The 24,044-nt window shown below is 36.6% G+C and carries 21 protein-coding genes and 1 tRNA gene; 6 read left to right on the top strand and 16 right to left on the bottom strand.

Translation table 11 applies throughout. The annotated features are described in order from the left end of the window. Positions 1–4: 4 nt before the first annotated feature. The 4 genes from ACFILH_RS00945 to ACFILH_RS00960 all read right to left on the bottom strand — a co-directional run bounded on the left by ACFILH_RS00945 (position 5) and on the right by ACFILH_RS00960 (position 3,269). Positions 5–80 (bottom strand) — tRNA-Thr (locus tag ACFILH_RS00945). A gap of 203 nt (positions 81–283) precedes the next feature. Next, positions 284–1,642: an acetyl-CoA carboxylase biotin carboxylase subunit gene (gene accC, locus ACFILH_RS00950; protein ID WP_273791007.1), complete on the bottom strand. Its 1,359-nt coding sequence runs from the start codon at positions 1,640–1,642 to the stop codon at positions 284–286. A gap of 14 nt (positions 1,643–1,656) precedes the next feature. Further along, positions 1,657–2,154, bottom strand: coding sequence for an acetyl-CoA carboxylase biotin carboxyl carrier protein (gene accB / locus ACFILH_RS00955; protein WP_375643407.1), 498 nt, complete (start codon positions 2,152–2,154; stop codon positions 1,657–1,659). Positions 2,155–2,396: 242 nt separating this feature from the next. After that, a complete protein-coding gene (locus ACFILH_RS00960; protein ID WP_273791009.1) occupies positions 2,397–3,269 on the bottom strand; it encodes a DsbA family protein in 873 nt (290 codons plus the stop codon). Positions 3,270–3,613: 344 nt separating this feature from the next. On the opposite strand from ACFILH_RS00960, the gene glpD reads away from it, so the two are divergent. From glpD to cobT, 3 genes are all read left to right on the top strand, one after another. Beyond that, positions 3,614–5,143, top strand: coding sequence for a glycerol-3-phosphate dehydrogenase (gene glpD / locus ACFILH_RS00965; protein WP_375659985.1), 1,530 nt, complete (start codon positions 3,614–3,616; stop codon positions 5,141–5,143). Positions 5,144–5,844: 701 nt separating this feature from the next. After that, positions 5,845–6,825, top strand: coding sequence for a tRNA dihydrouridine(20/20a) synthase DusA (gene dusA, locus ACFILH_RS00970; protein WP_375643409.1), 981 nt, complete (start codon positions 5,845–5,847; stop codon positions 6,823–6,825). Between the two features lie 393 nt (positions 6,826–7,218). Next, entirely contained in the window at positions 7,219–8,226 is a 1,008-nt protein-coding gene (gene cobT / locus ACFILH_RS00975) for a nicotinate-nucleotide--dimethylbenzimidazole phosphoribosyltransferase (protein WP_375637612.1), read from the top strand. Positions 8,227–8,252: 26 nt separating this feature from the next. Here the strand turns inward: cobT and ACFILH_RS00980 are convergent, their stop codons facing one another. The 7 genes from ACFILH_RS00980 to topA form a co-directional block, all read right to left on the bottom strand. Continuing rightward, positions 8,253–8,744 carry an Lrp/AsnC family transcriptional regulator gene (locus ACFILH_RS00980; protein ID WP_015856433.1) on the bottom strand — a complete coding sequence of 164 codons (492 nt, stop codon included), beginning with the start codon at positions 8,742–8,744 and terminating at the stop codon, positions 8,253–8,255. A gap of 21 nt (positions 8,745–8,765) precedes the next feature. Beyond that, entirely contained in the window at positions 8,766–9,395 is a 630-nt protein-coding gene (locus tag ACFILH_RS00985; protein WP_375637613.1) for a uracil-DNA glycosylase family protein, read from the bottom strand. A gap of 28 nt (positions 9,396–9,423) precedes the next feature. Then, complete coding sequence (locus ACFILH_RS00990; RefSeq protein WP_375611942.1) at positions 9,424–9,987, bottom strand: thermonuclease family protein; 564 nt, start codon at positions 9,985–9,987, stop codon at positions 9,424–9,426. 331 nt (positions 9,988–10,318) lie between these two features. After that, positions 10,319–10,486: a 50S ribosomal protein L33 gene (gene rpmG, locus ACFILH_RS00995; protein ID WP_004864083.1), complete on the bottom strand. Its 168-nt coding sequence runs from the start codon at positions 10,484–10,486 to the stop codon at positions 10,319–10,321. Positions 10,487–10,588: 102 nt separating this feature from the next. Next, a complete protein-coding gene (locus ACFILH_RS01000; RefSeq protein ID WP_375637614.1) occupies positions 10,589–11,761 on the bottom strand; it encodes an MFS transporter in 1,173 nt (390 codons plus the stop codon). 266 nt (positions 11,762–12,027) lie between these two features. Further along, on the bottom strand, positions 12,028–14,304 hold the full coding sequence (gene rnr / locus ACFILH_RS01005) for a ribonuclease R (RefSeq protein WP_375664663.1): 2,277 nt from the start codon (positions 14,302–14,304) through the stop codon (positions 12,028–12,030). A 3-nt stretch (positions 14,305–14,307) separates the two neighbouring features. Continuing rightward, complete coding sequence (gene topA, locus ACFILH_RS01010) at positions 14,308–16,881, bottom strand: type I DNA topoisomerase (RefSeq protein ID WP_375664664.1); 2,574 nt, start codon at positions 16,879–16,881, stop codon at positions 14,308–14,310. A 261-nt stretch (positions 16,882–17,142) separates the two neighbouring features. On the opposite strand from topA, the gene ACFILH_RS01015 reads away from it, so the two are divergent. After that, entirely contained in the window at positions 17,143–17,349 is a 207-nt protein-coding gene (locus ACFILH_RS01015) for a hypothetical protein (RefSeq protein WP_005773510.1), read from the top strand. Here ACFILH_RS01015 and dprA read toward each other — a convergent pair. From dprA to ACFILH_RS01035, 4 genes are read right to left on the bottom strand one after another with little or no spacing between them, the layout of a single operon-like run. Beyond that, complete coding sequence (gene dprA / locus ACFILH_RS01020; RefSeq protein WP_375631117.1) at positions 17,279–18,511, bottom strand: DNA-processing protein DprA; 1,233 nt, start codon at positions 18,509–18,511, stop codon at positions 17,279–17,281. The genes ACFILH_RS01015 and dprA overlap by 71 nt on opposite strands. Next, on the bottom strand, positions 18,468–19,100 hold the full coding sequence (plsY, locus tag ACFILH_RS01025; protein WP_273791019.1) for a glycerol-3-phosphate 1-O-acyltransferase PlsY: 633 nt from the start codon (positions 19,098–19,100) through the stop codon (positions 18,468–18,470). The genes dprA and plsY overlap by 44 nt, the downstream gene beginning before the upstream one ends. Positions 19,101–19,111: 11 nt before the next feature. Then, a complete protein-coding gene (locus ACFILH_RS01030) occupies positions 19,112–20,413 on the bottom strand; it encodes a dihydroorotase (RefSeq protein WP_375631118.1) in 1,302 nt (433 codons plus the stop codon). Then, on the bottom strand, positions 20,410–21,375 hold the full coding sequence (locus ACFILH_RS01035) for an aspartate carbamoyltransferase catalytic subunit (protein ID WP_375631119.1): 966 nt from the start codon (positions 21,373–21,375) through the stop codon (positions 20,410–20,412). The genes ACFILH_RS01030 and ACFILH_RS01035 overlap by 4 nt, the downstream gene beginning before the upstream one ends. A gap of 125 nt (positions 21,376–21,500) precedes the next feature. On the opposite strand from ACFILH_RS01035, the gene ACFILH_RS01040 reads away from it, so the two are divergent. Then, a complete protein-coding gene (locus tag ACFILH_RS01040) occupies positions 21,501–23,120 on the top strand; it encodes an acyl-CoA dehydrogenase family protein (protein WP_273791022.1) in 1,620 nt (539 codons plus the stop codon). Here the strand turns inward: ACFILH_RS01040 and ruvX are convergent. Further along, positions 23,105–23,584 carry a Holliday junction resolvase RuvX gene (gene ruvX, locus ACFILH_RS01045; RefSeq protein WP_273791023.1) on the bottom strand — a complete coding sequence of 160 codons (480 nt, stop codon included), beginning with the start codon at positions 23,582–23,584 and terminating at the stop codon, positions 23,105–23,107. The genes ACFILH_RS01040 and ruvX overlap by 16 nt on opposite strands. A 147-nt stretch (positions 23,585–23,731) precedes the next feature. Between ruvX and gatC the strand changes: the two genes are divergently transcribed. After that, positions 23,732–24,019 (top strand): Asp-tRNA(Asn)/Glu-tRNA(Gln) amidotransferase subunit GatC, encoded by a 288-nt coding sequence (gene gatC, locus ACFILH_RS01050; RefSeq protein WP_273791024.1) that lies wholly within the window; start codon positions 23,732–23,734, stop codon positions 24,017–24,019. The last annotated feature ends 25 nt before the right edge of the window (positions 24,020–24,044 follow it).

The raw sequence follows: 24,044 nt of genomic DNA on the forward strand, positions 1-24,044 counted from the left end.
AAAATGGTGCCCCCAGAGAGACTCGAACTCCCGACCCCCTGATTACAAATCAGGTGCTCTACCAACTGAGCTATAAGGGCGTAACCATGTAGGGATTAGCACAAACTCACAAAAAGGAAAACAGAAAATTATCAAATTTTGTGCATATTAAGTGAAAACTATATAATAAATAAAAATAACTAACTTATTTCCTCTTTTACCACTTTTTACAGCAAGGTTGGCACTATCCTTATGTTGATATCTTATAGAATCTTTTATAAGAATGCACTATTTTGCTATCAAATTACGAATCTGAAGACTTTGATTGATGAGAAAGGTATTTTTCAAGCCAGTGAATATTATAATTACCATCAGCAACATCTTGATTATTAATAAGATCGCGAAAAAGAGGTAGTGTAGTTTTTATCCCATCGACGACAAATTCATCTAAAGCACGCCGTAAACGCATCATACATTCTAAACGGGTACGTCCATGAACAATCAGCTTTCCAATCATGCTATCATAGTAAGGAGGGATACGATAACCTGAATAAGCGCCTGAATCAACACGAATCCCTAAACCTCCAGGTGTATGAAAATGTGTAATGGTTCCAGGTGATGGCGTAAAGTTAATAGGATCTTCTGCATTAATACGGCATTCAATGGCATGACCAGAAAAACAGACTTCATCTTGTGTCACTGAAAGCTTACAGCCTGATGCAATATGGATTTGTTCATGGACTAAATCTATACCTGTAATTGCTTCAGTTACAGGATGTTCTACTTGTAAACGTGTATTCATTTCAATAAAATAAAATTCGCCATTTTCATAAAGAAATTCAATAGTACCAGCTCCACGATATCCAAGTTTGGCACAGGCATTTGCAACAATACTTCCAATTTTTTTCCGTTCTGTTTCATTAAGTGCAGGTGATGTAGCTTCTTCCCATACTTTTTGATGCCGTCGTTGAAGTGAACAATCGCGTTCTCCTAAATGAATAGCATTTCCCGCACCATCACCTATGACTTGAATTTCAATATGACGGGGTTTTTCTAAATATTTTTCTATGTAAACAGCGTCATCACCAAAAGCAGCTTTCGCTTCTGAACGTGTTGTTTTGAGAGCTATAGAAAATTCTTGTTCAGAATGAACAACCTTCATACCACGTCCACCACCACCGGCAGAAGCTTTGATAATAACTGGATAACCAATTTCACGAGCAGTGCGTAAAGCATCTGATTCTTCAGTGACGGCCCCATCTGAACCGGGAACTACAGGAATACCAAGTTTTTGGGCGGTTTTCTTTGCTTCGATTTTATCTCCCATGATTCGGATATGAGTAGCTGTTGGACCGATGAATGTAATATCATGGGCTTCTAGAACATCCGCAAATTTTGCATTTTCAGAAAGAAAGCCATAACCTGGATGAACAGCATCAGCTCCTGTAATTTCACAAGCAGCAATAATTTGCTGAATACTCAAATAAGAATCGCGAGCGGGAGGAGGTCCAATACAAACACTTTCGTCAGCAAGACGAACATGCATTGCATCTGCATCAGCGGTAGAGTGAACAGCCACGGTTTTTATGCCAAGTTCTTTACATGCACGTAAAACGCGAAGAGCAATTTCTCCCCGATTAGCAATGAGGATTTTTCGAATCATGGTTGCCCCTCGCTTTATTCAACAATAATAAGTGGTTCACCAAATTCAACAGGTTGACCATCTTTGACAAGAACAGTGGTTACTGTGCCTGAGCGTGGTGATGAAATTTGATTCATTGTTTTCATGGCTTCAATAATAAGTAATGTCTCCCCTTCAGAAACATTTTGTCCTACTTCTACAAAAGGTTGCGCGCCTGGTGAAGGTGCAAGATAAGCTGTTCCAACCATGGGAGAGGTTATTGTGTTTTTTGATTTATCTTCTTGGATAGATTGTATAGGAGCTTCAGCTGTTGGAACTGGAGAAGATGTTACAGAAAAAGTAGGAGTAGAAACAGGAGCATAGATTGCTTGCTCAGAAGAAATTAAGGTATTTTGGCGTGAGACACAAATACGAAGCTCCCCTTGTTCAACTTCAATGTTCGTTAAATTTGTATCATTCAAAATTTCAGCAAGATCACGAATAATTTTCGTATCAATTGCGGTTTTTGCCGAATCCATTTTTTTTGTTGTCATTTTATTTCTAACTCCTTGATCAATGAAGATCGTCATTATCTCATTTTATGACCGAATATCTCTAGATTAGGGATGACATCTTTTGAGGCTTTAAAGATTTTTATTTCCTTTAAATTATTATACTTTGCAATTTAAAACTCGTATCTGCTTTACGCAAAATTGCACTTATAAGCCTGTTGTCAAAAAAGAGAAAGCATAAAATTACCTCATTTACAGTATTCTTTCTAAAACGGATCAGGAATTCACTGTGTATTGTCTATCGCTTGTTTTAGAATATCTTGTTTGGCTGCGCCAATGAATATTTTATTACCAATGATGTAAGAAGGTGTTCCCGTAATATGAAGTGTAGAGGCAATTTGAATATTTTCTTTAAAAGCGTTTTGCAGAGTGGGATCTTTTATTGCATTACGTAGTTTTTTTTCATCTGCTCCTAATGAAACAGCTACTTTAATAGCTTTAGCTTCATTTGCACGACCCTGATACATTAAAAGCGTTTTGTGAAACTGAGGATATTTCTCTGGAAATTGTTTTCGAAATGCGTAGGCAACAGTATGGGCTGCCATAGAATCAGAGCTTAAAATTGGTAAATCCTTGATAATAACCTTTAAATCTGGGTATTCTTTTATCAAGTCTTCTATATTTGAATAGGAAATTTTACAATATCCACAGTTGTAATCAAAAAAATTGACAAGCACTCTTTTACCATTTGGGTTTCCCAAAACAGCGTCATGAGGAGAATGAAAAATTTCTTTTTCTAACAAATGAATGACAGAAGTTTGTTTTTGGTTTTCGTATTCATTCTGTTTTTCCAGCTTATCTTGAAGAATAAGCTGCATTTCAATCATAATTTCTGGATGAGTAAGAAGGTACTCTCTGACAATTTGTTGAATATGATGAGAATCAGTATGTGGTATCATTTTTTCTTTAAGCTTAGATAAAAAGCTAGAATCTTCCAAAAGTTGTGTTTTAAGCTTTTCTAAGCTTAAATTATTTGCTGTTTTTGAGTGTGATGTTGCGTTTGATAAAGAAGGTAAAAAGATTAAAATACTCGACATAACTGGGACTAAAATTTTTGAAAGAAGTGTTATTTTCGAGTTTTGAGAGTGATAATTCATCTGTATACCTTCACATTTTCTAGGGTGTCATTGAGTGAACTATATGAAAAGCGCTCTCTATGTGCAATAAGCATTTAGCTATAGTGTGTCTTTAAGAATGAGAAAAAACATCAATTTTTCTCTAAAAAGATTTCATATGATGAACCTTGGTTTGGCAAGGATTATGTTTTGTAAAAGATAAAAAAAATCTCTTTAATTTGTCAAATGTTGTTTTGATGTATAAGGATATCAAAAGCTTTTTGTGCGTGTTTATTTTAGGAAAAAGTACGTTGATAATACAATGAAGAACACTTGTATTATTTTTTTCCTGTTGCTTTATTGAGTACTGAGAAAAAAATTAAATAATGAAAAGTGAAATTATGAAAACCACAACACATTATGAGCTGTTTATCATTGGGGGAGGGATAAACGGGTGTGGATTGGCAAGAGATGCAGCAGGACGCGGTTTTAAAGTGGGATTGGCTGAAATGAACGATCTTGCATCTGGGACCTCAAGTGCGTCAACAAAGCTTATTCATGGTGGGCTTCGTTATCTTGAACACTATGAGTTCAAACTTGTTCGTGAAGCATTGAAAGAACGCGAGATCATTTTACGCATGGCTCCACATATTGTGCGTCCTTTGCGTTTTCTCCTTCCTTATCATAAAGAATTGCGCCCTGCTTGGATGTTGCGTTTTGGACTTTTTATTTATGATTATTTAGGGAATTGGAATCAGAAATTGTGGCGCAGTAAAACGATTAATTTTTCACAAAAATTTTGCTCTACACTGAAGAAAGAATATCAGAGAGGTTTTGAATATTCTGATGCAAGAGTAGATGATGCGCGTTTAGTTATTGGCAATGCGCGTGATGCAGAAAAGAGGGGAGCTGATATAAAAGTACGAACAGAAGTTCTCTCTTTAAAAAAAGAAGACAATAAATGGCGTATCTTTCTTCAAGACAAGTTAAGTAGCAAAGAATATAGTGTCACAGCTTCTTATGTCGCGAATATGACAGGACCTTGGATTGATCATGTTTTGGCAAGCATATTAGATTGTAAAGAACATCCACCAGTACGGCTTGTTAGAGGTTCTCATATTTTGGTTCCCAAGCTTTATACTCATGATCGTGCTTATATTTTTCAAAATGGTGATGGGCGTATTATATTTGCTATTCCGTATCAAGAAGAGTTTACCTTGCTTGGAACAACAGATTGTAATTATCAAGGAGATCCGGCTGACGTTCATATTACTGAGACAGAAATTGATTATATTTGTGCAGCAGCCAGTGAATATTTCATACAACCAGTGTTGCCTGAAACGATTGTCTGGTCTTACTCTGGAGTTCGTCCACTCTATGATGATGGAGCTTCAAAAGCACAAGAAATTACGCGCGATTATGTTTTAAAAGAAATGGGAACAGGAACAACACCAAAGATTCTTAATCTTTATGGTGGAAAGATTACAACTTATCGTAAGTTGGCTGAAGATGCGATGAAATTTGTTGAAAAAGAGCTTGGTAAAAAGGGAGCATCATGGACGGCTAAGGCAGTACTTCCAGGGGGTGATTTTCCCTATAACAAATTAGATACAATCGAAAATAGGATTGCTCTTTTGATGCCAGATTTAGATGCTTTTACACATCGCAGGCTTGCACGCTCCTACGGTACGGAAGCATTGGTGATCTTTGCACATGGTAAGGCAAATAAAGGAAAAAATTTTGGACATGGGCTTTATGAAGTAGAAGTAAAATGGTTGATGGAAAAAGAATGGGCTAAAGTATGTGAAGATGTGTTATGGCGTCGTTCAAAACTGGGTCTCCTATTTAATGAACAAGAGGTTGATACTCTTTCTTCCTATATGCAAAGCCAACAAGAGATTGAACAACTTTTATGATCATTTCATTTTACAGATTTTATCTGCAATATTGTAAAATATTTTCCTTAAAGAGATACTGATATCAATCATAGATATTAAAAAGGCAATGGCTGTCTATACCCTGATTTTAGTTTTTTTTTGCAAGAATCATAAAATGGCAAAATTAGATAGAATATTTAGGATGAAATTTGTCTATCTTATAAAGTGAAATTCAAGAATGTTACCGAGAATAACTCATTGAAAAAAATGATTTATAATTAGATTCATGTGAAATAAGGATTTTTATTCTTTCTTTAGGAGAAGATAAAGATACTTTCTGTAGCATTTATTTGCACAATAAGTTAAAAAAAATCTAAAGAAAATTAAATCTATTATAAAAAATTGTATAATGTGTTAGTTTAGCATTTATTATCTTAAATGCTGTGCTAAATCATGTAAGGATGGAGGCTTGATGAGCGTAAGAAGAACTTGTAAATGAGTTTTTTATATTATGGTGAAAATCTTCTTTTTTCATGTTTATATACCTGAACACTAATCTATGAGAAATGCAAAATTGTGTTTTATCATGATTGATTGTAGTAAACCTTGATATCAATTGAAAATAATGAACTGTTATTATACTCATGATAGTATAAGAGAATAAAATTTTCCGTAAACTAAAAGTAAGTATTTTTCTATGTATAAAGAGAGAGCTATAGGGACATGAGAGTAATACCCTCATGATATTTTACAACCTTCCATCGACTATAAAATTTGCAGTAGCACCAATGTTGGACTGGACAGACCGACATTGCAGGTTTTTTTATCGTCTTTTAACGAAAAAAGCTCTCCTTTATACGGAAATGATGGTAGCAGATGCTGTCATTCATGGTGTTCGCGAACAATTGTTGGCTTTTAGCGATAAAGAATGTCCAGTTGCATTACAACTAGGGGGGGCTGATCCGAAAAAGTTAGCAGAAGCTGCACGAATTGCTGAGGATTTTGGCTACAACGAAATAAATCTTAATGTCGGGTGCCCATCAAATCGTGTTCAAGCAGGTGTCTTTGGGGCTTGTTTGATGTTACATCCAGACATTGTGGCAAATGCCGTGGAAGCGATGAAACGAGAGGTTACTATACCTGTAACTGTCAAATGTCGGATTGGAGTGGACGAACAAGATGAAGAGTTAGCGTTAGATCTTTTGGCTAATCAGGTTTGGAATGCTGGATGTGATGCGCTCTGGATACATGCACGCAAGGCATGGCTGCAAGGATTGAGTCCGAAAGAAAACCGTAATATTCCGCCCCTTAATTATGAAAGAGTTTACAAATTAAAACGCAAATATCCTCATAAATTCATTGGGATAAATGGTGGAATTAAATCGATTGATGAGATCAAAGAACACTTAACTTTCTGTGATGCTGTCATGGTTGGTCGCCAAGTTTATCATAATCCAGCTTTGTTAAAACATATTGATTTTGAACTCTATGGTGAGACGCAAAATAATCTGAGTGAGAGTGATCTTATTGAGGTTATGTGTGATTATGCAGCTCGACATATTGTATCGGGGGGGCGGCTTTCTCATGTGACACGTCACATGATTGGTTTATTTCATGGGCGGGGTGGGGCACGTCGATGGAGGCAAATATTATCAAATGATGCGACAAAACCAAATGCAGATATATGTATTTTAAAAGAAGCTTTTTATGCTCTCATTTAATAATAGCCTAATAATTAACAATATATTAAAGTTGAGATCCTTTGCGTTTGGATGTCTTTGCGATAATTTTGATCTCTTCAATTTTATAAGTTTTTGAAAGTTTATAACTTTTATTATGCATAAGAATTGTTGGAATGTATATATTAAACGGCATGCTGATTATGCCTATTAAATAAAAATAGGTTAAGGGTATCACTGTAAAGGTAATCATAAGATATTAATAACATTTTGAATCTTACACGTTTGTTATTAGGGTTGAAAATAGAATGTAGAAATTATTGCTTTCATAGTATTTAACATTTTTAAAGCACTGTTAAAAAAACAATAAATTATTCATATCCTGTATATATGACGGGATTTTCATAAACATTGTAGATTTTAAAAGGTATCCTTATGACCGCTAGTCCATTTGATGATTTTCGTGCTTTGCTTACAAATTTACCTGTTGCTGATGAGTTTTCTATAATTTTGGCAAAAAAACGGCAAAAAGACTTAACAAAAGAGCAAGGAACATTAGGAAAACTAGGAGATATTGCTGTTTGGTATGCGGGGTGGAGGGGTACAGAAAAACCTATCGTAACGAGACCTTTGGTCGCTATTTTTTCTGGAAATCATGGTATTGTAGAGGAGAATATTACACCATTTCCACAATCTATGACACAAAAAATGGTAGAAAATTTTGCCTCTGGTGGAGCTGCTATCAATCAAATTTGTATTGCTTATGATCTTGGATTAAAAATATTTGATTTAGCATTAGAATATCCAACAATGAATATTACGAAGGATGCCGCAATGGATGAGCGGAGTGCGGCTGCTACAATGGCATTTGGAATGGAATCCATTGCGGGTGGAACAGATCTTTTATGTATTGGAGAAATGGGAATTGGAAACACAGCAATAGCTTCAGCTTTATGCTTAGCATTGTTTGGAGGGGAAGTGGAAGAATGGACAGGAAATGCTATGGAATCAGAAGGTGATTTTTATCAGCGTAAAATTGCAGCGGTTAAGACAGCTATTTCTTTGCACAAGGATTATTTCAATGATCCTTTTGAGATAATGCGTCGCTTAGGAGGACGTGAAATTGCTGCTATGGTTGGTGCTATTTTAGCAGCAAGAATAGAAAAAATACCCGTTATTTTAGATGGTTTTGTGGCAACAGCAGCTGCAGCGGTCCTTTATAAAATGCATCCAAAAGCTCTTGATCATACCCTTGTTGGACATGTTTCTTCTGAGACAGCTCATCGTAAACTTTTAAAAAAAATTGGCAAAGAACCACTTCTAGATTTGGGGATGCGTCTTGGTGAAGGGACAGGAGCAGCTATGGCAGCTGGTATTGTCAAAGCTGCTGTTTTAACACATGCACAAATGGTCGTTTTTCAACAAGAAAGTTTGAATGCCTAAAAGATCATGAGACGGATATAAAAATCTTAAGAGTTTTGTTCATGCGTCTTGTCGTGTAATTTAATATAATTAAGTGGAAGTTCCGTTGTATATTTAATCTGTTCCATTGCGAAAGAAGATGAGACATCACGGATGTCAATTTTAGAAATTAATTTTTTATAAAAAAGATCATAAGCTTCAATGTTGGGCACAACAACACGCAATAAATAGTCAATATCTCCACTCATTCGATAAAATTCAATGACTTCACGGAATTCTTGCACAATTTTTGAAAAACGCTTAAACCATTCATGACTATGTGTGTTTGTGCGAATAGACACAAAAACAGTGACGTGTGCGTTTACTTTTTCAGGAGAAAGAACAGCAACACGACGCTGAATGACGCCATCTTCTTCAAGTTTTTGAATTCTACGCCAGCAAGGAGTGGTCGAAAGTCCCACTTTTTTAGCAATATCAGCAACAGAAAGTGTCGCATTTTCTTGCAAAAGATGTAAAATTTTTCGGTCAAGACGATCCATATTTATTCTCAATATTTTAATTTATAAAAATTTACGCACTAAACAACGCAGATATACAATAAGCTCATCATTAAACCATGGATTTTTCTGTAACCAAGAAGTATTTCGCCATGATGGATGAGGCAAAGGCATAACATTATAGCCTCGAGGTTGGGGAATGGAAAGAATATTTCTCCAATCACCAACAGTTGCAGAAACGGTTTTATATTTTAATTCTGTAATGTGCCACTTTTGCGCATAACTGCCAATAGCAAGAACAAGCTTTATTTGAGGCATCGCTTGAAATATCTTTTCATGCCATATTTCTCGACATTCACGTCTTGGTGGTAAATCAGCTTTATTTTTGTCATAGCCTGGAAAACAAAATCCCATAGGAACAATAGCAAAAAGAGATCTATTATAAAATTCTTCTTTCGTGACACCCAGCCAATTACGCAATTTTTCGCCAGAACGATCATTAAAAGGGATAGAAGTTTCATGGACACGCAACCCTGGTGCTTGGCCTGCAATTGCAATCGAAGCGGTATCGGATAAATAAACGACAGGGTTTGGTTCATGAGGAAGAGGAGGAAAATAATGGGGTTGTTGGACGCAAACACGACAGGAATAGATCTCTTTTTCAAGTTTGATAATTTGGCTACATTGTTTCATTGGTAAATAAAATTAAAAAATATTTTTCTTATTCTGTGCGAGGATTTGCTTTGCGCCATTCTTTTGGTCGTTGAAAACTTGATGCCCATATTCCTTTCTTTTTCTTTCTAGCTTCTTGCTCTTCTTTGGGGTATTCATAATAATTTACAGCCCAACCATTATGTACAAGTGTTGCGTTGATATTGCTAACTTGTTTTGTTTTACATGTTGCAAGAATACGGCGATATTTATCTGTTTTTTGCCAGTGACATGTAACAGTTTGATTTTTTAATAGTTTTTCTAAATATTTCTTTGCCTCAAGCCCACAAGGGTAGCGTGCTTCTTTTTTTCCACAAAATTGGTGGAGTTCAGGAGCATCAATTCCAGCTAGTCGAATCTTAATTGAAGAAATCATAATGGTATCGCCATCAATGATTAATGCATTTCCTTCAACAGTGTTTTGAGAAGAAAATTTTTCTTTTTGAGGCAACAGCTGAGTTTTCTTAAAATAAGTTGACATAATGATAAGAATGCTAGCAGCGACAAAAATACTGAAACCGATAACTTTTAGATTAAAGCTTCTTAGATTAAAATGAGAAAAAGATTTTTTCATGAAATAAAGAAACTGCTAACATTATTATAACTCTATTTTAGTATTGTTTATAATTGACCCGAGAAACTTTATTCATATGACGAAACAGTGTTTCGTTTTAATGACAAAATTTTCATTAGATATCACAATAATCAAATACTCATACAGAATATATGTAAGCAACTTAAATAATAAATCAACTTATCCAAATCCGTACAAAACATACAAAGTTTAAAGTAAACTTTTTAAACTTAAGGAAATAAAAAAACACCCCTCAAAAAATAACTTTGAAGAGCAATACTCCAACATTTCTTTTGGAGTATAAAATCTATCAATTTAATAATAATTTTATTTATTTAATTTTTGTTTCTTTAAATTCAACGTGCTTTTTTACAACTGGATCATATTTACGCTTGCTCATTTTATCTGTCATTGTACGGCTGTTTTTCTTTGTTACATAGAAAAAACCAGTATCTGCAGTTGATAAAAGCTTGATCTTAATGGTTGCTGCTTTAGCCATAATGTAAATACCCTATTTATACTGAAAAAATATTATTTCTGTCAAAACTTATTTCCGACATCATCAGATTTTCCGGCAACACTACGGATGTTCTCAAAAAAGTCAAGAGCTGATTAATTTTCTCATAAGTTGGACAAACACCAAAATGACATATAAACCGAAAAAAACAGCCATGGCTATTGAAAAACCAAAGTGTTTAAAGATATCCATGGATTTTCCGATAAAGGTCGGTCCGATGAGCATACCAATTCCATAACAAAAAATAAAAGCAGAATTAGCAGCAGCAAGCTCTTGCCCCTTGAGACGGGCTCCTAAATGTGCAAGACTAATTGTATAAAGGCTCGCTGATACACCACCCAGAAAAAACAAATCAAGCATCAGAATCCATGGATATTGAAGAATCCATGGTACTATAAAAGTTCCTAAAAAACCTAAAATAGCGCAACTCATCAGCGGGTAGCGTCGATCTTTGGCGTAGTCGCTTATAATGCTGATAGGAATTAAGAGGAAAATATTCCCAAGTGCAAGGGTTGCCATAAAATGTGCTGCTTCATTCTCATTATAACCAATGGATAAACTAAAGGGTATTATAAGAGTTAATACGCCCATTTGAATGGCCCCGTAAACAAGGACCGCCATCATTGCACTTGGAACGTGAAAAAGATAACGAAAAAATGGCATATATTGATTTTTTTGAAATTCTGGACTTAATTTCCAAGCGGTAAGAATTGGTATAGTAGCAAGTATAATAAGGCTATATCCAACAGCAAAAGGAATAAATCCTTGTGTTCCCACTTTTGCTAGCAGCGTTAGACCTATTATAAACCCTAATCCTAAGACAATAGCATAAATAGAAAGGATCAAACCGCGTTTTTTTGGGGGAGCATAACTGTTGATCCAAAACTCTGATAGGATAAACATAACTGTCATGCTGAAATGTAATATAAACTTTAAAATAAACCAAATCCATATGGGATCAAAAAAATAGAATCCTAAAAAACTTAAAGATCCTATCGCCATCATAAGCAATATTGTTTGAGCGATTCCTAAGCATAAGGCAATTCGAGACGTAAAAATAGCTGCAATAATTGTGGCGATTCCACCAACTGTTCCACTATAGCCGATTGTACTGTTGGAAAGTCCTTTCTCTGCCATAAGAAGAGAGACAAGTTGTGTTCCCATTGCCAATGCTGTTCCAACAGTGCCAATGGTTGCAATAGCGGCAATAATTGCACGCAAAGAATTATTTTGAGAGTCAAAAGGTTTTTTTTTCATGAGAATGGCTTAAGGTACTCTTGTTTATTTAAACAATGAAAAGATGAGCTGAAATGAAAGGGAGCCAAAACTATCCTTTGCAGTTTCTCTCATTTTCTAAGTATAAAAAACTGCAAGATTTTTATATGGTTATTATAGACTTAACAATAAAATTTATCCTCTTGTATACTAAAGAAAGAAGATTGTACATATAAATATTATATAATATAAGTCATTTCTTAAATTGAATTTATTATTCATATTATATTCAATGGAGGGCAAGAAGCTTAATTTTTTCTTTTCCCATAAAAAGTATACTTTTGTTTTTTTAATTTGTTTTTATGGTAGGATGTCGGTGAAAATTTTATTGGACGAGGTTTTGTTAACAGTTCAAAGCATAAAGCGCCAGCAAAAGGTTGTACCGTTATAAGTTTTACTTCTACAACATCACTGAGCTGATAGCCTTTATGGCTACGCTGTCCTACAAGAACATGTTGTGCTTCATCAAAATGATAATAATCATTTTTAAGTGTAGAAATATGGACAAAACCATCTGTATTGAGTTTATCAAGTGAGATAAAAAGACCTGCTTTTGTAACTCCGGAAATGCGGCCTGTAAAAATACGACCGATTTTATTCGTTAAATAGTGAGCAACAAGCCGATCAATCGTTTCTCTTTCAGCCATCATTGCACGGCGTTCGTATAAAGAAACTTGCGTAGCAATTTCTGCAAGATTTTGTTCTTGTGTATCTGTTAATTGATCATTTCCTAATTTGAGAGCTTTAATGAGTGCTCGATGAATAATGAGATCAGCATAACGACGGATTGGTGATGTAAAATGTGTATAGTTCTGCAAATTCAAACCAAAATGGCCACTATTTTTAGGGTTGTACTCTGCTTGTGATTGTGAACGCAAAATAACTTGATTGACTAGTTCTTGTTGTTGAGTATGAGCGACCTTTTCTAAAATTCTATTAAGGCGCGCTGAGGTAAGTTCGCTTCCGCGGGAGAGTGGTATCCCCAAACTTTGAAGAAAGCTCCGAAGTATTTCTTGCTTAGCAAGAGAAGGTTTTTCATGAATACGATAAATGAGCGGCTGGTGATGTTGTTTTAATGTTTCAGAAGCTGCAATATTAGCTTGTATCATAAACTCTTCAATTAAACGATGCGCTTCTAATTGTGTTTCACTCACAACATCTTTTATGCATCCATTTTGATCAAGAATAATCTTTTTTTCTGCAATTTCTAATTCTAGTGGTTGGCGACGATTTCTCGCAGCTTTAAGGCATGCATAGGCTTCCCATAAGGGGTGCAAAATGCTCTCAAAAAGAGGGGTTATTTTTTCATTTATATTACCTTCAATTGCCAATTGTACTTCTTGATAAGAAAGTTTGGCTCTTACACGAATCATAATACGATGAAAACTATGTTTTCGTTTATTACCGTTTGCATCAAAAATCATACGAACGGCTAAAGCTGGTCTTTCTTTTCCTTCACGAAGAGAACATAAATCATGAGAAAGGCGTTCAGGTAACATTGGCACAACGGTATCGGGAAAATAAACAGAATTTCCACGTTTCAATGCTTCTTTATCTAAAGCGCTTCCTGTTTTGATATAGTAAGAAACATCTGCAATGGCCACAATAATAATCCAACCATCATTATTTGCTGGGTCTTTATCCTTGGTTGCATAAACTGCATCATCATGGTCTTTTGCATCTGGTGGATCAATTGTAATAAAGGGTAATTGTCGCCAATCTTCACGATTATCCATATTGGCAGCTTTGATATGTTTGGCTTGCTCAAGAACACTTTCAGGAAAAATATAAGGAATTCCTTTCGAAAGAAGCGCTATCATTGAGAGTGTTTTCTCACTCTTAATGTGCCCTAAAACATTCTTTATTTTTGCGCTCTTTAATCCGTAACCAGTATTTTTTTTAATTTCGACTTCAACGAGGTCACCAATTTGAATCTTCATTTCTGGAGACATTTCAACAATGAGTTCATTGGTTTTGCGGTCTATAGGATCAAGGCGCCATTGATTATTTTCAAATTTTTGTACAACAGCAAATGCGCTTTTGGGAGATACATCAATTTTACGAATAATTCGTCCCGTATAAGGATGGCTTGAGCTTTCAGAATTTTTATTTCGAAAAACTTTTACAAGAATATGATCTCCAACACCAATATTACTTCCTGTTATGTGATGAAAAGAGTGTATTTCAATATTGGGCTTTGGAGAATCTTCCCATTCAAGAGGTTGTGCAATAAAACTTCCATCTTTATCACGTCCGCTAATTTTTACTAAAGAAACAGGGGGTAATTTTCCTTTGTTTATTGCTCTTTTGTGGTGTTTAGATATGAGATTTTGATCCTTTAACTCACGTAACATATCTCTAAGCCAGATACGAGAATCGCCTTTTAAGTTAAAAGCTTTAGCGATTTCTCGTTTACTTGAGTGGTTAGGATTCTCAATTATAAAGGAAAGGATTGCTTCCTTATTGGGAAAAGTTTTCCCCTTGAATGAAGAGAGATATTTTATGTTTTTTTCACCTTTAGCCAAAATTTATGTCTCTTTTATTTTTGCTTTTGTTTTAGAAGAAGCTCTTTTTGAAGTTGTTTTTTTACTCGATGCTTTAGCCGATATAAGTTCTAGTGCCTCTGGAAGTGTTACACTAATGGGATCTTTATCTTTTGGCAATGTTGCATTAATTTTACCCCAATTGACATAAGGACCATAACGCCCGTTGCGCACGGTAATGGTTCCTCCTTCTGGATGCTCTCCTAATGTTGCCAATGCTTCAGGTGTTGTTCTGCTTTGCTTGGTTTTGTTTTCTTGTTGTTCTGCCAATACTGTAACAGCGCGATTGATACCAATATCAAAAACTTCATCTGCATGAAGAAGGCGCGCAGATTTTCCGTTATGGCTAAGATAGGGACCATATCGTCCAATCGTAGCCGTGATTATTTTTCCAGTTTCAGGATGAATGCCAATTTCACGGGGAAGGGATAGTAAAGCCAAGGCTTTATCAAGGGTTACATTTTCTGCCTGCCACTCTTTTGGTAGTCCTGCACGCTTAACTTCTTTGCTTTCACCAAGTTGAATATAGGGTCCAAACCGGCCATTGCGAAGAGAGATATCTTTTCCTGTTTCAGGGTCAATACCAAGTATAACAGGTTCATCATTGCGTACAGCTTCATTATCTTCTCCAGTATCTGTACCAAGTTGGCGTGTGTATTTACATTCGGGATAATTGGAACAGCCAACAAAAGCACCATAACGACCGAGTTTTAATGATAATTGACCATTTTTACAAAGAGGACAGGAACGCACATCACTTCCATCTTCGCGTTCAGGAAAGGCGAGAGGTGCTAATGTTACATTTAAAACATCAAGGACATTGGTTATACGGAGTTCTTGGATATTGCTAATAGATGCATTAAATCCATCCCAAAAATCCCTTAAGACGTCTTTCCAAGAAAGTTTGCCGTCAGATATAAGATCCAGCTTTTCTTCAAGATCTGCTGTGAAACCATATTCTACATAGCGATTAAAGAAATTTTCAAGAAAGGCCGTAACAATACGTCCCTTAGCATCGGGAATAAGCTTTCGTTTATCAATGACAATATATCCACGGTCACACAATGTCGCCAATGTGGAGGCATAAGTCGAAGGACGACCAATTCCTAACTCCTCAAGCTTTTTAATTAATGAAGCTTCAGAATAACGAGAAGGGGGCTCTGTGGTATGTTGTACGGATTCAACTTTTTCTTTTTTAAGTGCTTCACCAGTGTTTATTTGTGGTAAACGTGTTGTTTCATTTTCTTCATTATTTTCTTCGTCTCGTTGATCCGTGTAGACGGAAATAAAGCCATCAAAGCGAATAACAGATCCTGTTGCTCGTAGATTTGCACGGTTTTCTCCTTGCTGTGCTTCAATTTCAACGGTTGTACGTTCAATGTCAGCAGAACGCATTTGGCTGGCAATAGCACGCTTCCATATCAGCTCATAGAGCTTTGCTTGATCGCTATCGAGAAAATTACGGACTTGACTAGGATTGCGTTGAAAATCTGTTGGACGGATCGCTTCGTGTGCTTCTTGTGCATTTTTTGCCTTTGTTGAATAAAAACGTGGTTTTTCAGGAATATAGTCTTTACCGAAAGTTTCATGAATAACTTTTCGTGCTGAATCAATAGCTTCTGGTGCTATTTGCACACCATCGGTACGCATATAAGTAATCAGCCCTGCCGTTTCACCATTAATTTCAATGCCTTCATAAAGCTTTTGGGCAATTTGCATAGTGCGAGAAGCTGAAAATCCTAATTTTGAAGAAGCTGCTTGTTGTAGTGTGGAGGTTGTAAATGGAGGAAAAGGATTTCTCTTTGTAGGTTTTGCTTCAACACTGAGTGTATGATATTGGGCTTGCTCCAACATAAGGCGAATTTGGTCTGCTTGTTCTTGAGATTGAATATCAAGCTTGCCTATTTTTCTTTGATTAAACATTGTCAATCTTGCTTGGAAACTATCATTTCGGATGGTTTTTAACTGTGTTGTAATGGACCAATAATCTTCTTTGATAAAATGTTCTATTTCTGATTCACGATCACAAATAATACGCAAAGCAACCGATTGAACGCGTCCTGCTGAACGGGCACCAGGAAGTTTCCGCCATAAAACAGGTGAAAGTGTAAAACCAACGAGATAATCAAGAGCGCGACGTGCAAGATAAGCATCTACAAGTGATGTATCAATATCACGTGGATTGTTCATAGCATCAAGCACAGACTTTTTGGTGATGGCATTGAAGACAACTCTTTTAATAGGTTTATCTTTTAAAACTTTTTTTTGACGGAGAACATCCAGAATATGCCATGAAATAGCTTCCCCTTCACGATCAGGGTCTGTTGCTAATATAAGGCTATCGGCTTCTTTAACGGCTTTTGCTATTTCATTTAAACGTTTAGCGGCAGCAGAATCTATATCCCATTTCATAGAAAAATCTTGATCCGGTAAAACAGAACCATCTTTTGCAGGCAAATCACGAACATGTCCAAATGATGCGACAACTTTGTATTGAGATCCAAGATATTTATTAATTGTTTTTGCTTTTGCTGGAGATTCAACGATAACGATATTCATAATTTTACCCAAATATTGAAATAAAAATTTTTTTATAAACGCCTTTTACGCGAATAGCTAATGCCAATTGCTTAAGAGCACATAAAAAAATATTAGCCATATAAAAAACATGAATATTGTACAACTTATGATTGTCATTATTAGAATACACCCTATATAGAATTACACGATTTATTTTCCACTGTTATTACAAAAACATACGGCGAAATACTAAGACGTCTATTGAGAGGTAGGAGGGGAAATGCTCAAGGATAGAGGATTATGTTTATAAATCATTTAAAAGTTATCCAATATATTACAGACATGTCAAAGCAAATGAATCAGATGGCGCGTCAGGCGCATAGTCCGCTTTTAGCATTGCTTTTGGATATGGTTGCCAAAGAAGGGCAAAGCATTATTAATAGTGCTGAGGCTCTTGGGGAAGATCAAGATTCGACAATGACACACAACCACCAGAGTGTCGAATAAGCTTTCCAGCAAGGTCGAGTTCTACCAACAAGAGGTAGAGAGCTGGGAGTGAAACACCTGAGTGGATACTAAGTGTGTCTAAATCGATTGGCGTTGTTGAAAGAGCGGAGAGAACTGCTGCACGTGCTGCATTGTCATCTGCTGAAGAGAGACCGCTGTTTTTTTCATCTGCTAAATTAAAATTCTCCTTTTCAAGTTGTAAAGAGGATGGTTCCTCAAAAAAATTGAGTTGCGAATTTGGAAGCGGTGAAATTAATGGCGTAAGTGTTTCTATAATGTCAGAAGGATGTGTGGTGAGTAGAGCACCGTCTTTGATAAGATTGTTTGTACCAACAGATCTTGGATCAAGTGGAGAACCGGGAATGGCAAAAATTAACCGTCCCATTTCAGCTGCTTGACGTGCGGTAATTAAGGACCCTGAGCGCAGGGCTGCCTCTACAACCAAGAGACCAAGTGATAGAGCTGCAATAATACGGTTTCTTCTTGGAAAATCGATAGCACGCGGCTTCCAAGAAATGGGCATTTCGCTGATGATGGCCCCACCGTTGGCGATAATATCTTCGTGCAACTTTTTATTTTCAGGAGGATAGATATGATCAATTCCTCCAGCCATGACTGCAACAGTTCCTGTTTTTAAACTTGCTTGATGCGCAACGCTATCAATTCCACGAGCGAGACCAGAAATTGTTACAAAGTCTGCTTCTCCGAGAAAACGCGCAAATTGAGCCGTAAGCTTTTTCCCAGCAGCTGAAGCATTTCGAGAACCTATAATTCCAATAGAAGTTTTTTGAAAAATTGAAATATTACCTTTGATAGCAATAAGCGGCGGAGGGGCTTCTGTAACCTTAAGAAAAGCTGGATAGTCTGGTTCGCCCACACCGATGAACCGAATATCTAATCTTTCAGCTTCTTGCATTTCTTTTTCTGCATCTTCTAAGCTTGCTATTTTTATAGATACAGAACCACCACCTTTTCTACTAAGCTCTGGCAGCGCTGCCAGAGCATTTTCTGCTGTTTTATAATGATCAATGAGATTACGAAAACTAACAGCTCCAATATTTTCACTGCGCAATAACCGTAACCAGCTTAGACGTTGACGATCAGTAAGCAGGATTCCTTTATTTATCTCCGTGTTGCGTACCAATCTTACTTTCTTCCCCAATTAATAATCTACTGATATTTGCAGAATGTTTTATAAACACAAATACGCTCATCACAATCAGCATACAATAGAAATAAGAAGCGGAAAAATAAAAAACAAATATCGGTGTGATCGTAACAGCAATAAGCGCAGATAATGAAGAATAACGCATGAGAAGAAAAATCGCACTCCATACAATAATAAAAATAATTGCTGCGGGCCAATAGATTCCTAAACAGACCCCTAGATAGGTAGCAACACCTTTGCCACCTTTAAATTTAAGCCATACGGGGAAAAGATGTCCTAAGAAAGTAAAAAAACCCGCTAGAGAAACAAGTATACTATTGTCTAGCGGATTACTAAAAAACTTTATAATCAAAACAACGATAGTTCCTTTTAACATATCACAAAGAAGTGTTAGAGCAGCAAGCTTTTTATTTCCTGTTCGTAAAACATTTGTTGCTCCAATATTGCCGGAACCGATTGTTCTTATATCACCAATTTTGAACAATCTCGTAAAAAGAAGACCAAATGGAATCGAGCCAATGAGATAAGATATGAGGAAAATAAACCATGGAGTGGACTGAAAAAATATTTCTGCTTCATTCATTAAGAATCTCATTAAGTTTGTTGATCAAGTTTAAAAACGGATTTCCCTTTCACAAAGGTCTGGAGCACACGTCCTTGAAAACGTGCATTATCAAAAGGGGTATTTTTTGAACGTGAATAGAGCTTCTCTTTCGAAACAACCCATGGTTCTTCAAGATCAACCACAATAAAGTCTGCATGAGCACCTTTTTTGAGTGTTCCTGCATTGAGTCCAAAGAGCTTTGCAGGCGCCGTTGACAAAAGTTCCGTTATCCGTAGAAGAGATAGGCTATCATCATGATAAAGGCGTAAGGCTGCGCTCAATAAGGTCTCCATACCAATAGCGCCAACTGCCGCGTCATTAAATGGTAAATGTTTTTTGTCGATACTCTGAGGATCATGAGAAGAGACAATAACATCTACAGTCCCATCCTTTATTGCTTCAATCATTGCTATACGGTCTTCTTCTGTACGCAATGGGGGCATTAAGCGAAAAGAGGTGCGATATTCACCAATGTCATTTTCATTGAAAGATAAATGATTAATAGATACACCCGCTGAAATTTTCTCACTGCGTTTTTTACCTAAACGAAGTGCATCAGCAGAGAGTGCTGTCGATATTTGAGCGGCATGATAGCGTGTTTGCGTTAATACTGCTAATCGCAGATCTCTTTCAAGTGGAATAACTTCTGCTTCGCGAGGGATGCCAGAAAGACCAAGCCAACTGGCAAGCAGTCCTTCATTCATCACACCTTGCCCTGTAAGATCTTTATCTTGCGTTTCATGCATCAATGGAACATCAAAATCGCGTGCATAAGTCATTGCACGCCGCATAACAGATGAATTTTGAAGTGTTTTTTTGCCTTCACTAAAAGCAACGGCTCCTGCATCTTTGAGCAAACCAAATTCGGTTATTTCTTGTCCGTTGAAACCTTGTGTGATTGAAGCAACGGGATAAATATTGACCAATGAGATTTCCTGTGCTGTATGCGTAATAAATTTAATCAGAGCAATATTATCAATAACTGGATGCGTGTTTGGCATCATAAGAAAGGAAGTAATACCACCTGCTGCGGCCGCTTGACTTGCTGATGCAATTGTTTCACAATGCTCATTCCCTAATTCTCCAACAAAAACGCGCGCATCAACGAGTCCAGGGAGAATTGCTTTGTTTTGTGCGTTAATAACTTCTGCTTCTTCAGGGAATCCCTGATTCAGAGCTTCTTTTCCAGCGGCTATAATTCGTCCATTTTCAACAATAACTGTACCAATTTCATCGATTGTGCGCGAAGGATCAATAATACGAGCATTTTGAAAAACAATTGGTTTTATCATTTTTTTTCTCCACTGATCTTTGCGCGTGAATCTAATAAAGCCTCCATGACAGCCATACGCACTGCAATTCCCATTTCTACTTGTGTATGAATCATACTTTGTGGTCCATCTGCTATGTCGGATGCAATCTCTACACCACGGTTTAATGGGCCAGGATGCAGAATAATAGAATCATTTTTGGCATAGGCTAAATTTTCTTTATGTAAGCCAAAATAATGGAAATATTCACGCGTAGAGGGAATAAAAGAGCCTGTCATCCGTTCATGCTGTAAGCGCAACATCATGATAACGTCAGCATTTTTAAGACCTTCTTTCATCGTGTTAAAAACCTCAACACTCATATGAGCGATTTCTGCGGGTAAGAGTGTTGAGGGAGCAACAGCACGAACACGAGCACCCAAAGCATTAAGACACAAGATATTGGAACGGGCAACACGTGAGTGTAAGATATCTCCGCAAATCGCAACAGTTAATCCTTCAATACGACCTTTTGCCCTTTTAATGGTTAGAGCATCTAATAAAGCTTGGGTTGGATGTTCATGAGCACCATCACCTGCATTAATAACACAACAATCAACTTTTTGCGCTAATAAAGCTGCCGCTCCTGCACTGTTATGGCGAAAAACCAGTATATCTGGCTTCATTGCATTGAGAGTTGTAGCTGTATCAAGTAATGTTTCTCCCTTTTTTACAGATGAGTTGCCGATCGCAAGACTCATCACATGTGCACCTAGCCTTTTACCCGCTAATTCAAAAGAAGATTGTGTTCGCGTAGAGGCTTCAAAAAAGAGATTAATTTGAGTCCGTCCATGCAAAGTAGATTTTATTTTATCAATTTTGTTAGAAAGGATAACATTTGCTTCTGCACGATCAAGCAATGTATTAAGATCTTGTACACTCAGATCTTTAATAGCTAAAAGATGTTGATGAGGGAAAAGTGGAAAAAAATTATCTTGAATCATAGCATTCTTCTTTATCTCTCTCTAAACAGGTTAAACAAGCATTTGTTTGAATATGATAAATGTTTCTTAACTCTAAAAAGACAAATAGTCTATGATATGAATGATTTGAATGTAGGAATATACCTATGAGTGCTGTATCTGCGCAAAATACTCGTCGAAAAAATACATTTCTTAGTGATACGCTTATGTTTCGTATTGCTTCTACTTTGCCTAAGTTTTTGTTAGCAAGTTTTGAAGAAATAGGGGATTTTGCCGCGAGTCGAGAAGCATGGAAACTTTCTTGCTTAGCGAATCATTATAAGCCTTTATTATGCTATAATGATGAATGGGGGCAACCAACGGAAAAATTAGAGATCCATTCTTCCTATCAAGCTCTTCAACAATATTCTAGACAAGCAGGTTTGGTTACCTCACTTTGGGAAAATGCGAGTTCAGAAAATGGAGTACGCTATCAAGCGCGTGCGATTCGTTTAGCTTTATCTGCTGGTTTAGAAACAGGACATTTGAATGAAGTTATCATAACGAGTGCAGCTATTGCTGTTTTAATTAGTGATATTGAGCTCTTCAAAAAATGGCAAAATGTACTTTTATCACGCCAATATGATTCTTCATCAAAGCCTATTCATCATAAAAAGGCTGCTTCTCTAACTTGTGCATTTGACGATATTGAAAAATACGCTTTCAATTTTCCAAGTGTTAAGAAAATTTCTTTCGATGAAAGTATGGAACGTGATCTATATCGTTTAAATGTTGTAAAAACCAATGTTATTAATCCTACCGCTGACGGATATCTTGTTAGTGCAGATTTAAATGGTCATTTAAGTTGTTTTTTTATTCCACGCATACAAGAAAATGGCGCATTAAATGGATCTATATCGATTCGTCATTTAATTCAGCGTTCTGGAGAACTTTTAACACCAGAGGGGGTTGTCGATTTCCAAGGCAGTTATGGCTGGCTTTTGGGAAATGCTGGAGAAGGGCTTAAAGTTATTAAAGATATCGAGACGATGATGCGTTTCGATCAATCTGTCATATCGGCAGGTGTTTTACGAGCGGCTCTTCAATTTGGTATAGATTTTTTCCGGAAAAAAATGCCCAATCAGCCTTTACCTCCACTGACAGAACGTATTTTTGCAGATATTGCATTAGATATAGCTGCCTCACAAGCATTGGTTTTGCGTTTAGCGAGAGCATTTGACAATGCAGCAAATGACCGTTCTGAAGCCGCTTTTGCCCGTATTATGACACCTATTATTGCTTATCATGTAAGTCAATTGGTTGTGCCTATTATTGGTGAAATTATTGCACAACTTGGTATTGAAAGTTTTATAGAGAATAATCCATTATCACAAATGTTGCATAATGGGCCTGCGCGAATTGTGAGAAATAGTTCTGCTAATCAATTGGTAAAGGATGCCATTCTTATTGCTGAAAAAGCACCGGGATTGTTTCAGAAATTGTTGGAAAAAATTGCTCTTGATATTGGGCCAGCGGGACCCCGAGCAATTGAAATCATTAAGTCAGCAGGTGATATGGCATCAGCAAATGAAGGTGCAGGAAGGTTTTTTGTTGAACAGGTAGCTTATGCAGCAGCAGCAGCAGCATTACGTTCTACAGACATAGAACATGTTGCAAATGCCTATATGGAAAGCCGCCTTGGGGGACAATGGAGATCTTCTTACGGGATGCTCATTGCACGATATAATGCAGGGCATTTGCTCAATGTCCTCTATCCTTCCATATGATGAAAGTGTTGAATTCTATTGAGAGCACCTTGCAATATAAAAGCGGCGGCTGCCGAATCAATACGGCTTGCTCTTTTAGCGCGCGATACATTCATTTCTAAAAGAGACCGTTCCGCAGCAATTGTTGATAAACGTTCGTCCCAAAAAACAAATGGAATTTTTGTATAAGCTTTCATATTGCTCACAAAAGCTCTGGTTGCTTGAACACGAGAGCCACTGCTTCCATTCATGTTAAGAGGTAAGCCAATGATAATAACGCCTACATTTTCACGGTCAAAAATTTTAATAAGTGTGTAAGCATCTTCTGTAAATTTTTTTCGCTGTAGTACAGGACGCGGATTTGAGACAGTCAGCCCCATATCAGAAATGGCAATTCCGATAGTTTTTGTCCCTAAATCTAAGCCTGCTATTGTTTGTCTAGGCAAAAGATGTGTTATAACTTCATCTATATTAATAACAGTCATAAGGGTATAATACGTTTTTTAATGTTTCAGATCTATAGTTATATTCTTTATTCATGTTATCTAATATTCTTGCACTTACAAGTGCAGCCTTGTATAGCCAGAATAAAGATCAATAAATAAACAAAAAAGCAGAAAGGCGTAAAGAGTATGTCTGTTGATCAAGAGACAGTCAAGCGGATAGCACATTTAGCAAGGATTGCCCTCCACGATGATGAGATAGAACCTGTGACAAAAAAATTCAATGCTATTTTAGGTTTTGTAGAACAATTGAATGAAGTTGATGTCAGTGGAATTGAGCCATTAACATCTGTGATGCCGATGACTCTACGAATGCGTGAAGATAGTGTTACAGATGGTGATAAAGCAGCAGATATTGTAGCCAATGCTCCTGTTACAGAAGAAAATTTTTTTCTTGTCTCAAAAATTGTTGAGTAATTTTTTATATTTTTGAAATTTGAGA

This window comes from Bartonella sp. CL435QHHD (assembly GCF_042195095.1).
Lineage (GTDB): Bacteria > Pseudomonadota > Alphaproteobacteria > Rhizobiales > Rhizobiaceae > Bartonella.

Excerpts from the sequence above, each read along its gene's own strand:
- accC (WP_273791007.1), bottom strand. The coding sequence starts at position 1,642 with ATGATTCGAAAAATCCTCATTGCTAATCGGGGAGAAATTGCTCTTCGC.
- accB (WP_375643407.1), bottom strand. The coding sequence starts at position 2,154 with ATGACAACAAAAAAAATGGATTCGGCAAAAACCGCAATTGATACGAAA.
- ACFILH_RS00960 (WP_273791009.1), bottom strand. The coding sequence starts at position 3,269 with ATGAATTATCACTCTCAAAACTCGAAAATAACACTTCTTTCAAAAATT.
- glpD (WP_375659985.1), top strand. The coding sequence starts at position 3,614 with ATGAAAAGTGAAATTATGAAAACCACAACACATTATGAGCTGTTTATC.
- dusA (WP_375643409.1), top strand. The coding sequence starts at position 5,845 with ATGATATTTTACAACCTTCCATCGACTATAAAATTTGCAGTAGCACCA.
- cobT (WP_375637612.1), top strand. The coding sequence starts at position 7,219 with ATGACCGCTAGTCCATTTGATGATTTTCGTGCTTTGCTTACAAATTTA.
- ACFILH_RS00980 (WP_015856433.1), bottom strand. The coding sequence starts at position 8,744 with ATGGATCGTCTTGACCGAAAAATTTTACATCTTTTGCAAGAAAATGCG.
- ACFILH_RS00985 (WP_375637613.1), bottom strand. The coding sequence starts at position 9,395 with ATGAAACAATGTAGCCAAATTATCAAACTTGAAAAAGAGATCTATTCC.
- ACFILH_RS00990 (WP_375611942.1), bottom strand. The coding sequence starts at position 9,987 with ATGAAAAAATCTTTTTCTCATTTTAATCTAAGAAGCTTTAATCTAAAA.
- rpmG (WP_004864083.1), bottom strand. The coding sequence starts at position 10,486 with ATGGCTAAAGCAGCAACCATTAAGATCAAGCTTTTATCAACTGCAGAT.
- ACFILH_RS01000 (WP_375637614.1), bottom strand. The coding sequence starts at position 11,761 with ATGAAAAAAAAACCTTTTGACTCTCAAAATAATTCTTTGCGTGCAATT.
- topA (WP_375664664.1), bottom strand. The coding sequence starts at position 16,881 with ATGAATATCGTTATCGTTGAATCTCCAGCAAAAGCAAAAACAATTAAT.
- ACFILH_RS01015 (WP_005773510.1), top strand. The coding sequence starts at position 17,143 with ATGTTTATAAATCATTTAAAAGTTATCCAATATATTACAGACATGTCA.
- plsY (WP_273791019.1), bottom strand. The coding sequence starts at position 19,100 with ATGAATGAAGCAGAAATATTTTTTCAGTCCACTCCATGGTTTATTTTC.
- ACFILH_RS01030 (WP_375631118.1), bottom strand. The coding sequence starts at position 20,413 with ATGATAAAACCAATTGTTTTTCAAAATGCTCGTATTATTGATCCTTCG.
- ACFILH_RS01035 (WP_375631119.1), bottom strand. The coding sequence starts at position 21,375 with ATGATTCAAGATAATTTTTTTCCACTTTTCCCTCATCAACATCTTTTA.
- ACFILH_RS01040 (WP_273791022.1), top strand. The coding sequence starts at position 21,501 with ATGAGTGCTGTATCTGCGCAAAATACTCGTCGAAAAAATACATTTCTT.
- ruvX (WP_273791023.1), bottom strand. The coding sequence starts at position 23,584 with ATGACTGTTATTAATATAGATGAAGTTATAACACATCTTTTGCCTAGA.
- gatC (WP_273791024.1), top strand. The coding sequence starts at position 23,732 with ATGTCTGTTGATCAAGAGACAGTCAAGCGGATAGCACATTTAGCAAGG.